This is a genomic window from Polaribacter sp. L3A8, assembly GCF_009796785.1.
Classification (GTDB): domain Bacteria; phylum Bacteroidota; class Bacteroidia; order Flavobacteriales; family Flavobacteriaceae; genus Polaribacter.
The window spans coordinates 3,786,152-3,798,191 of sequence record NZ_CP047026.1; the positions used below are offsets into that span (position 1 = coordinate 3,786,152).

The following is a 12,040-nucleotide window of genomic DNA, read 5'->3' on the forward strand; positions in this document are numbered from 1 at the left end:
TTATCCTTAAATAATAATTCTGTTATCTTTGATAAAAATCAATTTTATGAAGTTTTTAAGACGTTTTTTAAGAATTCTGTTAATTCTTGTGGTATTGCTCGCAGTTTCTGTTTGGTTGTACTCTAAAACATATCATCCAAATTATTCTGGAGAATTAGAATTGAAAAACCTTTCTGATGAGGTAACCGTCTATTTTGATGATATTGGTGTGCCACATATAAACGCCCAAAATCAAAAAGATGCCTATGTTGCTTTAGGATATTTGCATGCGCAAGATCGATTGTGGCAAATGGAATTAATGCGAAGAATTGCAGCCGGAAGATTGTCTGAAATTTTTGGAAAAGACTTGGTGAGAGTCGATCAGTTTTTTGGAGGGTTAGGGATAGAAGAAGCGGCAGATAAAACCATTACAGGTTTAGATAAAACGGCCGATTCTTATATTTTAACGCAATCTTATTTAGATGGTGTAAATCAATTTATAAAAGAAGGAAAAACGCCTATAGAATTTACTTTAGTAGGAGTAGAGAAAGAAAAATATACCCTAAAAGATATTTATAATGTTTTTGGGTACATGTCTTTTAGTTTTGCGGTTGCGCACAAAACAGACCCTTTATTAACGGAAATAAAAGAAAAATTAGGAAACTCTTATTTAAATGAATTGTTAAGTTCTAATAGTGACTACTTAACCATTAACAGAACAAGTGTACCAACAAAAATAGAAGCGACAATTTCTAATTCTGTAGCTTCTATTATGGACGATTTACCAGTGTCTCCTTTTATAGGAAGTAATTCTTGGGTACTTGCACCGGAAAAAACAAAGAACGGAAAAGTGATTTTTGAAAACGATCCGCATATTGCGTATTCACAGCCTTCAGTTTGGTATCAGAATCATATAAAAACTCCCAATTTTGAAATTTATGGTTTCAATATTGCGTTGATGCCGTTTCCTTTGTTAGGTCATAATAGAGAGTATGCTTACGGATTGACCATGTTAGCGAATGACGATTTAAATTTTTATGTGGAAGAAAGTAACCCTGATAATGCTTTAGAGTATAAAACAGTAGCTGGTTATAAAGCGTATGAATTAAGGAGTAAAACCATTTCTATAAAAAATGAGAGAGACACTACTTTTCAAGTAAAAGTAAGTAAACACGGACCTATAATGAATGGTTTAATAGAACATGTTATAGATGATAGGCCTATTGCCATGAGTTGGATTTATACGCAGTTGCCAAATGATATGCTAGATGTTTCTTATGGCCTTGCTCATGCAAATTCTATCAGTGATTTTAAAAAAGCGGTTTCTAGAATTCACGCACCTGGTTTAAATGTAATGTATGGAGATGCTGAAGATAATATTGCTTGGTTTTCTTCTGCTAAATTATATGCGTTAAGAGAAGGTTTATCTTCTAAAACGTATTTAAATGGAGCTTCTGGAGAGGATGAAATACTTGAGTATTTACCTTTTGAAGAGAATCCGAAAGCAATTAACCCGAGTTGGAATTACGTGTATTCTGCCAATAATCAAGTGGATTCTGTGCGAGGTAAATTGTATTCAGGCTATTATCAACCACAAGATAGGGCTAAAAGAATTGTAGAATTATTAGACAAAAAAAATGATTTTACAAAAGAAGATATTGCTGATATGACGTATGATGTAAAATCCGCTACAGTGCCAGGAATTATTCATAGTTTGTTAAAAAGTGTCGATAAGTCTATTTTAACAGTATCAGAAAGAAAAGCTTTTTCAGTTTTAGAAAATTGGGATGGAACGTATTTAAAAACGGCAGTTGCACCAACGATTTATAATCGTTTTTTATATGAATTTTTAAAGGAAACGTATCAAGATGAATTAGGAGGTAGTTTTGATTTGTTTATCAATTCGCAATTGCAAGATGAGGTTTTACCAAATCAAGTAAATAGAGAGAATTCTGTTTGGTGGGATAATATTGCTACCAAGAATAAAATTGAAACTAGAAAAGACATTGTTCTAGCATCCTTTAAAAAGTCTTTTGTTTTTTTACAAAATCAATTAGGAGAAAATGTAGATGATTGGACTTGGAATCGTGTTATTTCTGTAGAGTATGAACATGCAATTGGTAAAGCAGGTGGATTGTTGCGTGCTTTTTTTAATGTTGGTCCGTTTGAAACTATTGGAGGGAATGAGGTAATTAACAATCAGATTTTTAAACTAGATAGCACAGGGTATTATAAGGTAACTGCGGGGCCATCAACAAGAAGAGTTATCGATTTTTCTGATATAGAGAATAGTTTGGCAATTATTCCTACAGGTCAATCTGGAAATAGGTTTAGTGAGTATTACAAAGATCAAACTCAAAAGTATTTAGATGGAAAGTTTGTGAAGATGAGACTGAATCAATCTGAAATTGAAGCAAGTGAAAATGTGTTGATTTTGAAGCCCAAGGAATAATGATTATAACTTTGTTCTTTGTGGGCAAAGCGTTTTTATGCTTTTGTATGTCCGTTTAATATTTTCTTTAAATCATTTATTGATTTTTCTTTTTGACTATTGAATCCGTAATTAATTAATCCAATTCCGAAACCAATCATAATTAAGGGAACAATTAAAAATAAAGGGTTAATTCCTTGGTTTATGACTCCAATGATTCCTGTAATGAATGCAAAACCAACAAAAGTCAACCAGAATAGCATAAATACAATTACAGAAGAGTGAATTTTTAAATCTGCAACCAATCTAGTTCCGTTGATACTCGGTAGAATTTGTCCTTTAATTTGAGGGAGAAAAGAATTTCGACCAGTTATAATTCGTTGTATTTTAAAACTATCTTGCTCAAAATCTGCTTCAAACAATTCCTTTTCTTGGGGGTTGGTTAAAACTAAATTTAAATATTTTTTTTGGCCGAATATTTTCTGACAATATTTTTCTAGCTTCTTGAATTGAAAGAGTCGTTACTATTTCAATTTTATCAGATGGAATTATCTTCATTTCTGTTAAATGTTTACCAATGTTTATTATCTAAAGGTTTAGAAGTTATTTTACACTTTTAATAATTCTGGTTGTATAAAATTTATGTCCACTTTAATAATGCCCGTAATTTTTTTAATTTATCAGTATAAGGAGCGTATCTAATTGTTAAGTCTAACCAATTACCTCTTGTAACAACACCTTTGCTATGAGAAAATATTTCGAAAGTTAGTTTACCATGATAACTACCAATTCCACTTTCTCCTACGCCACCAAAGGGCAATCTATGATTTACAAAATGGACTGTTGTGTCGTTAATTGTTCCTCCGCCAAAAGAATATTTTGCAATCATTTTTTTAGCGATTTTCTTATCCGTAGAAAAAATATAGAATGCAAGTGGTTTATCGTATTTAGAAATAATTTTGTCTATTTCTTCTTCAGATTCATAAGAAATTACAGGGAGTATTGGGCCGAAAATTTCGCCTTTCATTACTTCGCTGTCTAAAGAAGGTTCGTTAATTAAAGTCGGAGTAATAAATAGGTCTTCTTTATTGGTTTTTCCGCCAATTAAAAAGCTTTCATTTTCTAACATTAAAGCAAGTCTATTAAAGTTTTTTAGGTTTATAATTCTAGGAAAATCTTTGGAGGTTTCGGGGTTTTCTCCATAAGCTTTTATCAATTCGTTTTTAAAGCAATTAACAAATTCTTCTTTTTTTGATTTGTGAATCAATAAGTAGTCTGGTGCAATACAAGTTTGTCCTCCGTTAATAAATTTTCCCCAAACAATTCTTTTAGCAGCTAATTTAATGTTAGCTGTTTTATCAACAATACAAGGACTTTTACCTCCTAATTCTAAGGTAATAGGAGTAAGGAATTCTGCAGCAGCCTTTGCTACAATTTTCCCTACAAAAACACTTCCTGTAAAGAAAATATAATCCCAACGTTGTGCTAATAATTTTGTAGAAACTTCAACACCACCCTCAATAACTGCAACTTGTTTTTTATCAAAAACGGTTTCAATTATTTTTTTGGTAATTGCACTTGTGTTTGGTGTAAGTTCAGAGGGTTTTAAAACAACAGTATTTCCTGCTGCAATTGCGCCTATTAATGGAGCAAAAGCTAATTGATGCGGATAGTTCCAGGGAGCAATTACTAAAACGGCTCCATAAGGTTCTTTGTGTATTTTTGCCGAAGAAGGAAAGTTTAAAAGGGATGGTAAAACACTTTTTGGTTTTGCCCAAGAGGTAAGTTTATCGATTGTCATTTTTAATTCAGACAATACAATAGAGGTTTCTGTTAAAACGGCTTCATATTCAGATTTTTTAAAATCATCGTGCAATGCTTTTACAATAGCAGACTCTCTTTTAATAAGTTCTTTTTCTAGTTTTTTTAAACACTCTTTTCTAAAAGAAATATCTTTTGTTTGTTGTTCTGAGAAGTAATTTCTTTGCGCTTGCAAAATATTAATTATATCCATAAATTATATTTCTTTTATTTTTTTATTTATTACTAAAAACCAACAAGAAGAGCAGAATGCGGGTAAAACCTGATAGATATAAAGTGTAAGCAGTTCTGGGTAAAGAACTTGTTAGTAAGTGCTTTAGCTTCTTCATAAAGAAAAATTAATTCTTTAAAGATAGCAATTAGTTACAAGCGTTCCAAATAACTTCTTTAGGGGTTGGAGCGGTAATGTTAACTTCCTCTTTGGTTACAGGGTGTATAAATTTAATTCTACGGGCATGCAAGTGGATGCTTCCATCTTTATTGCTTCTGTCAAATCCGTATTTTAAATCTCCTTTTATTGGGCTTCCAATATTAGCTAATTGAGATCTTATTTGGTGGTGTCTCCCTGTTTCTAAATCTACTTCTATTAAAGAGTAGTTGTCTAATTTTTTAACAACAGTATAATGTAGAATGGCTTTTTTACTGCCTTCAATTTCTTTAGGGTATGCGGTAGATTTATTGTTCTTTGGGTTCTTTCTTAAGAAATTAATTAAGGTATCTTTTTCTTTCTTCGGATGATTTTTTACAACCGCCCAATACGTTTTATTAATAGTTTTATCGCGTAGCATCTTATTAAGACGCTCTAAAGATTTAGACGTTTTAGCAAAAATAATAATACCAGAAGTGGGTCTGTCTAATCTGTGTACAACGCCTAGATAAACGTTTCCCGGTTTGTTATACTTGTCTTTAATATATTCTTTAACAACGTCACTTAAAGGTTTGTCGCCTGTTTTATCACCTTGCGTAATATCGCCAGCGCGTTTATTTACAATGATAATATGGTTGTCTTCAAATAAAATCTGTAGATTTTCTTTTGTAGAATGCATTCAAATTTATTTAAAATCTTTAGCAACATCTTCGTTAACACCATCAATAAATGTTAAAAATTCTTCTCTACCTAATCCTGTACTAGAAGAAGTGATAAAAGAGGTAGGGAGCGTTTCCCAAGTGTTTAATAATTTCTTTTTATAAGAAGTAATTTGTTTGTTTATTTTAGAGCTTCCTAATTTGTCTGCTTTTGTAAAAACAATACAAAACGGAATTTGGTTTTCTCCTAAGAACTTCATGAATTCTAAATCAATTTTTTGAGGATCGTGTCTAGAATCAATTAAAACAAAAGTACATACCAATTGTTCTCTTTCTTTGAAATAGTTTTCTATAAAAAACTGAAAAATAGTTCTTTTCTTTTTAGAAACTTTGGCGTAACCATACCCAGGTAAATCTACTAAAAACCACTCATCATTTATTTTAAAATGATTAATAAGTTGTGTTTTACCAGGTTTTCCAGAAATTTTAGCTAAATCTTTACGTTCCATTAACATATTAATTAATGAAGATTTACCAACGTTAGAGCGACCAATAAAAGCATATTCGGGCACTCTTTCTTTTGGAGCTTTAGTAACATTACTATTGCTCATTACAAACTCTGCAGATCTAATTTTCATAAAATTTATATATTTCTAGAAACAAACCATTTGTGAAGAACTTGATTGAATTCTTCTGGTTTTTCCATCATTGCTGCATGCCCGCATTTGTCTAACCAAAACAAGTCTGAGTTCGGTAAAAGTTTATGAAAGTCTTCTGCCGATTCAGGAGGTGTAACACCATCTTGTTTTCCCCAAATTAAACATGTTGGATGTTTCATATTTGGTAAGTCGTTTGCCATATTGTGTCTAATTGCGCTTTTGGCAATAGATAATGTTTTTAAAGCTTTCATTCTGTCATTTACAGTACTGTAAACGTCATCAACCAATTCTTTGGTAGCAATCGCAGGGTCGTAAAAGACCTCTCTAGCTTTCTGTTCTATATATTCGTAGTTTCCTCTTTTAGGAAAACTATCTCCCATCGCTTTTTCATATAAACCAGAGCTTCCTGTAAGTACAAGTGCGCTTACTTTTTCTGGGTATTGTTTTGTAAAATACAATGCAATATGACCTCCTAAAGAATTGCCTAAAAGGATGGCGTTATTTATATTTTTATGTTCTAAAAAATCTTTTAAGAACTTTGCTAAGTTTTTAACATTGGTTTTTATAAGAGGTAAAGAGTATAAAGGTAGTTCTGGGATTAAAACTTTGTATCCATTATTAGAAAAATGATCAAATGTTGAGTCAAAATTACTTAAAGCTCCCATCAATCCATGTAAAATAATGATTGCAGGTCCTTCTCCGGCTTCTGCATATGTAAATTTCCCTTCCGTTGTTAACTTGTCAGTCATTAATTTTTTTCAATTGTCTAAAAGCAAATGTAATTCTTTTTTGTGAAATAGATATCGTTTTCGGAAACGACTATTTTTAAATTAAATCAGATTTTAAATGCAATGATTTGTTAACAAATGCGTTATTTATTAACAATGTGGTAAAAAGTGGTAAAAAGTGGTAAAATTTATATATTTTTGATGTCAATTAACAATATACTAGAGTGGTAAACCTAATTGGTACATATGAGTGTAAATCAGATGCTAAGGGGAGATTGATGTTTTCATCAGCCTTTAAAAAGCAACTGAGTTCTGTGTTACAAGATGGTTTTGTGGTAAAGAGAGCTGTTTTTCAGCCGTGTTTAGAGTTGTATCCGATGCAAGAATGGAATTTGATGATGGAAAAAATCAACAAACTAAACAGATTTAATAAAAAGAACAATGATTTTATTAGAAGATTTACGGCAGGTGTAAAAATGGTTGAGTTAGATGCAACTGGAAGAATTTTAATTCCGAAAGATTTATTTGAGTTTGCGGGTATTAAGAAACAAGTTGTTATGTCGTCCTCTGTAAATATTATAGAGATTTGGGATAAAGACAAGTATGAAAAAGCCATTGATGATGCGGCAGATGATTTTGCTGATTTGGCTGAGGAAGTAATGGGAAATACAGAATTTGATGAATTATCATAATCCAGTTTTATTGCAAGAAAGTGTAGATGCGCTTTCTATTAAGGAAGACGGTGTCTATGTAGATGTAACGTTTGGTGGTGGGGGTCACTCAAGAGAAATCTTGAAGAGATTAGGTGAAAACGGAAGGTTGTTTGGTTTTGATCAGGATCCGGATGCTTTAGAGAATGTAATTGATGATGAACGTTTTGTTTTGATTCCTGAGAATTTTAGGTTTATCTCAAGATTCTTGAGGTTTCATGGAGTGAGGAAGGTAGATGGGGTTTTGGCTGATTTAGGTGTTTCTTCTCATCAGTTTGATGAAGCGGAAAGAGGGTTTTCTACTCGTTTTGATGGTGATTTGGATATGAGAATGAATCAAAAATCAAAAACATCGGCAAAAGAAATTGTTAATAAGTATTCTGAAGAGAAATTAGCAGAAATATTGTTTTTATATGGAGAATTAAGAAATTCTAGAAATATAGCAAAAACGATTGTTGAAAAAAGACAAGAAGAAAAAATTGACACAAGTTTTCAGTTAAGACAAGTTTTGCAAAAGTATTTGCCAAAAGCAAAAGAACATAAAATCATAGCACAGATTTTTCAAGCGATAAGAATAGAGGTTAACGAAGAGTTAGATGTTTTAAAAGAGTTTTTAGAGCAAATGCCTAATCTATTAAAAGAAGATGGTCGATTAAGTGTAATCTCTTATCATTCTTTAGAAGATAGATTGGTAAAGAGATTTATAAGAACCGGTTTGTTTAAAGGAGAGTTAGAAAAAGATGCTTTTGGGCGCAGTAATGAGCCGATGCAGAAAGTTGGAAAGTTGATTATTCCTACTCCAGCGGAAGTTAAGATAAATAATAGGGCTCGGAGTGCTAAATTAAGAATAGCAACATTAAAGAAGTAAGATGTCTAAGGCAAAAAAAAACATCTACGATTTTTTAAGAGGGAGTTTCCTTACGGATGATTATGCTTTTAAAAACTGGCGTATTATCATTTTTGTGGTGGCCTTGTTGCTGATAATGATAACAAGTGCGCATAATGCGGATAAAAAAGTTATTCAGATATCAAAATTGAATAAAAAGAAAAGAGAGTTAAGAGCAGTGTATGTAGATACGGGTACTATTTTAATGAGAATGAAAATGGAATCGAGTATCAGAGAAAAAGCAAAAGTAAGAGGTTTAGAGCCTTTAAAGTCCCCTCCAAAAAAAATTAAAGTAACCATTAAAGATTAATAAAATTGGCAACTCAGAAAAAAAGCATACTTACCAAATTCTACTTGATAGCTGCTTTTATGACGCTTTTTTTGTTAGCTATTGTGTTTCGTGTATTTACGATTCAGCATTCAGAAGGAGAAAAATATAGAAAGCTTTTTACAGAGTTAGCAATTAGGCAAGATACCATTTACGCTAATAAAGGTAATGTGTATGCGGCAGATGGTAATTTGTTGGCAACATCGATGTCTAAATTTACTATTAGAATGGATGTGGTTGCTGTAGCGAGTGAGGTTTTTGAGAAAAACATTGTTGGTTTGTCTAAAGAACTTTCCGGTATGTTTGGGAGAACTCCTTATTATTATCAAAATAAATTAAGAACGGCAAAAAAGAGAAGAAATAGGTATCTCTTAATTGCAAGAAATATTGGTTATACAGATTACTTAAAAATAAAGCAATTTCCAATTTTTAATAAAGGGGTTTATAAGGGTGGTTTTATTGCAGAACATAAAACAGTTAGAGCGCATCCGATAGGTAAAATAGCAGAGCGTACTATTGGGTATGATGATTTTAGAGGAGAAGCCGGTATAGAAGGTGCTTTTGCAGATTATATGCAAGGAGAAAATGGTTTAAGATGGAAGCAGAAAATTGCTAAAAACCAATGGAAACCAATTAATGATGTAAATGAGAAAGAGCCTATCGATGGCCATGATATTATTACAACAATAGATGTTAATATTCAGGATATAACGCATCATGCGTTGTTAGATAACTTAAAATATTTTGAGGCAGAACATGGTTGTGCGGTAGTTATGGAAACGGCAACTGGTGAAATTAAAGCAATTTCTAATTTAGGGAGAACTTCTAAAGGAACGTATTACGAAAAAAGAAACTATGCTGTTTGGGAAAGTCATGAGCCTGGTTCTACTTTTAAGTTGGCAAGTTTAATGGTGGCTTTAGATGATAAAGTGATAGATACTTCTACAATTGTAGATACCGAGAAAGGGAGGATTTATGTAAATAATAGAAAAGTAGAAGATTCTCACAGAGGTGGATATGGTAAAATTTCTGCAGCAAGAGTTTTAGAGGTTTCTTCTAATGTTGGTGTGGTGAAGATTATAAAAAAGTTTTATGATAAAAATCCTGAAAAATATTATAATAAAATAGTTGAATATGGTTTTACAAAACCTATTGGGTTTCAGATAAAAGGAGAAGGAATGCCTTATATACCGAATCCTAAAGATAAAGCTTGGAGTAAAATATCTTTAGAATGGATGGCTTGGGGGTATGGGATTTCTGTTACGCCAATGCAAACATTAATGTTTTACAATGCGGTTGCAAACAATGGTGTTATGGTAAAACCAAGATTTGTTAAGGAGTTAAGAAAAGAAGATAAAACGGAGAAACTTTTTGAAACCGAAATTGTGAACCCTAAAATAGCTTCAGATGAAACTTTAGCAAAGTTAAAGAAAGTGTTAGAAAATGTTGTAACTAAAGGTACGGCACGTAATATTTATTCTCCTAATTTTTCTATGGCAGGCAAAACAGGAACGGCACAAAAATACATTCCAAAACATGTAGATGATAAGGGCAAAACAGTATATGGGCATTATTCTACCAAGCATTATGTGACGTCATTTGTAGGTTTTTTTCCTGCGGATAAACCAAAATATTCTTGCATTGTGGTTATTCACGATCCAAAGAAAGAGAAAGGGTATTATGGGGCAACGGTTGCTGGACCTGTGTTTAAAGAGATTGCTCAGAAAATTTACACAACAACACCAATAGATAATCAATCTGTAAAAGATAAAACAGAATTTGCGTCAATAGATAAGCAATACTTAAATTTTGATAAAAAATTAAACAAGGAGTATCAAGAAATTCCAGATGTTAGAGGGATGTCCGGAATGGATGCTTTGTCTTTGTTAGAGAATATTGGATTAAAAGTGCAAGTTTCAGGATCAGGAAAAGTGAAGTCTCAATCACTACGTAAGGGAGAAAAGTTAATAAAAGGAAGAACAATTATTTTAAAACTTTCATAAGCTGAAGAATTTAAAAGACATATTATATCAGGTTGCTATTCACCAAGTATTTGGACTTACAGATGTTGAGGTGAGTGCTATTGTTTTCGATTCTAGAAAGATTGAAAAGAATGCTGTTTTTGTTGCTCAAAAAGGAGTTTCTGTAGATGGTCATTTATATATAGAGAAAGCAATTTCTTTGGGAGCAATCGCAATTATTTGCGAAGATTTTCCTGCGGATAAAAAAGAAGGCATTACTTATGTTCAAGTTGCAGATGCAAATGTAGCTTTGGCTGTTATGGCTTCTAATTTTTATGATAATCCATCAAAAAAACTTCCTTTAGTAGGAGTTACAGGGACAAATGGAAAAACAACAATAGCATCGCTTTTATATCAATTATTTAAAAGAGCAGGTTATAAAGTTGGTTTGCTTTCTACGGTAAAGGTTTTGGTTGATGAAACGGAGTTTAAAGCAACACATACAACACCAGATTCTGTAACAATCAATAGTTATTTAGATAAAATGATTGATGAAGGTGTAGATTATTGTTTTATGGAAGTGAGTTCTCATGGAATTCATCAAAAAAGGACAGAAGGGTTAACGTTTGCAGGTGGGGTTTTTACCAACTTATCACACGATCATTTAGATTATCATAAAACATTTGCAGAATATAGAGATGTAAAGAAATCATTTTTTGATTTGTTACCAAAATCTGCTTTTGCATTGACAAATATTGATGATAAAAATGGCGACTTTATGTTGCAAAACACCAAAGCAAAGAAGAAAACGTATGCGTTAAAAACGCTAGCAGATTATAAAGCGAAGATTTTAGAAAAGCAATTTTCTGGAACCCTTTTAAAGTTAAATGATACAGAAGTTTGGACGAAGTTAATCGGTCAATTTAATGCTTCTAATTTATTGGCAATTTATGCTACGGCAGAATTATTAGGTTTAGAAAAATTAGAAATCTTAACGATTATAAGTCAGTTAGAAAATGTAAGCGGACGTTTTGAATATGTGGTTTCTGGTGATGGAGTTACAGCAATTGTAGATTATGCACATACGCCAGATGCTTTAAAAAATGTGTTAGAAACTATTAATGATATTAGAACTGGTAACGAGAAATTAATTACAGTTGTTGGTTGTGGTGGTGATAGAGATAAAACAAAAAGGTCTAAAATGGCACACATTGCTTCACAATTAAGTAGTCAAGCAATTTTTACGTCAGACAATCCAAGAACAGAAAATGCGCAAACTATTTTAGATGAAATGGAAGTTGGTGTTGCTGCAGAAAATTATAAAAAAACATTATCAATTTTAGATAGAAGACAAGCAATAAAAACAGCTTGCAAGTTTTCTGAAAATGGAGATATCATATTAATTGCCGGAAAAGGACATGAGGATTATCAAGAAATAAACGGATTTAGAGTTCATTTTGATGATTTAGAAGAAGTGAAAAGTTGTTTCAACCAATTAAAAAATAATTAAG

Annotated in this window: 11 protein-coding genes; 6 read left to right on the forward strand and 5 right to left on the reverse strand. The window is 31.9% G+C overall.

Annotation, left to right across the window (positions count from 1 at the left end; translation table 11 throughout):
• The first annotated feature begins 46 nt into the window (after positions 1 to 46).
• Entirely contained in the window at positions 47 to 2,431 is a 2,385-nt protein-coding gene (locus GQR92_RS15715) for a penicillin acylase family protein (protein ID WP_158841177.1), read from the forward strand.
• Positions 2,432 to 2,466: 35 nt separating this feature from the next.
• On the opposite strand, the gene GQR92_RS15720 is transcribed toward GQR92_RS15715, so the two are convergent.
• From GQR92_RS15720 to GQR92_RS15740, 5 genes are all read right to left on the reverse strand, one after another.
• Positions 2,467 to 2,832 carry a hypothetical protein gene (locus GQR92_RS15720; RefSeq protein ID WP_233269891.1) on the reverse strand — a complete coding sequence of 122 codons (366 nt, stop codon included), beginning with the start codon at positions 2,830 to 2,832 and terminating at the stop codon, positions 2,467 to 2,469.
• 218 nt (positions 2,833 to 3,050) lie between these two features.
• Positions 3,051 to 4,424: an aldehyde dehydrogenase gene (locus GQR92_RS15725; protein WP_158841179.1), complete on the reverse strand. Its 1,374-nt coding sequence runs from the start codon at positions 4,422 to 4,424 to the stop codon at positions 3,051 to 3,053.
• A gap of 166 nt (positions 4,425 to 4,590) precedes the next feature.
• Entirely contained in the window at positions 4,591 to 5,277 is a 687-nt protein-coding gene (locus tag GQR92_RS15730; protein WP_158841181.1) for an RluA family pseudouridine synthase, read from the reverse strand.
• A 6-nt stretch (positions 5,278 to 5,283) separates the two neighbouring features.
• Positions 5,284 to 5,895 (reverse strand): ribosome biogenesis GTP-binding protein YihA/YsxC, encoded by a 612-nt coding sequence (gene yihA, locus GQR92_RS15735; protein ID WP_158841183.1) that lies wholly within the window; start codon positions 5,893 to 5,895, stop codon positions 5,284 to 5,286.
• A 5-nt stretch (positions 5,896 to 5,900) separates the two neighbouring features.
• Positions 5,901 to 6,665 (reverse strand): alpha/beta fold hydrolase, encoded by a 765-nt coding sequence (locus tag GQR92_RS15740; protein ID WP_158841185.1) that lies wholly within the window; start codon positions 6,663 to 6,665, stop codon positions 5,901 to 5,903.
• Positions 6,666 to 6,868: 203 nt separating this feature from the next.
• Between GQR92_RS15740 and mraZ the strand changes: the two genes are divergently transcribed.
• Genes mraZ through GQR92_RS15765 form a run of 5 tightly spaced genes read left to right on the forward strand, consistent with a single transcriptional unit; the run spans position 6,869 to position 12,039 of the window.
• Positions 6,869 to 7,336, forward strand: coding sequence for a division/cell wall cluster transcriptional repressor MraZ (gene mraZ, locus GQR92_RS15745; protein ID WP_158841187.1), 468 nt, complete (start codon positions 6,869 to 6,871; stop codon positions 7,334 to 7,336).
• Complete coding sequence (gene rsmH, locus GQR92_RS15750; protein WP_158841189.1) at positions 7,323 to 8,222, forward strand: 16S rRNA (cytosine(1402)-N(4))-methyltransferase RsmH; 900 nt, start codon at positions 7,323 to 7,325, stop codon at positions 8,220 to 8,222. The genes mraZ and rsmH overlap by 14 nt, the downstream gene beginning before the upstream one ends.
• A gap of 1 nt (position 8,223) precedes the next feature.
• Entirely contained in the window at positions 8,224 to 8,550 is a 327-nt protein-coding gene (locus GQR92_RS15755) for an FtsL-like putative cell division protein (protein WP_158841191.1), read from the forward strand.
• A 59-nt stretch (positions 8,551 to 8,609) separates the two neighbouring features.
• Complete coding sequence (locus GQR92_RS15760) at positions 8,610 to 10,571, forward strand: penicillin-binding protein (RefSeq protein WP_158842207.1); 1,962 nt, start codon at positions 8,610 to 8,612, stop codon at positions 10,569 to 10,571.
• A 1-nt stretch (position 10,572) separates the two neighbouring features.
• On the forward strand, positions 10,573 to 12,039 hold the full coding sequence (locus GQR92_RS15765) for a UDP-N-acetylmuramoyl-L-alanyl-D-glutamate--2,6-diaminopimelate ligase (protein ID WP_158842209.1): 1,467 nt from the start codon (positions 10,573 to 10,575) through the stop codon (positions 12,037 to 12,039).
• The last annotated feature ends 1 nt before the right edge of the window (position 12,040 follow it).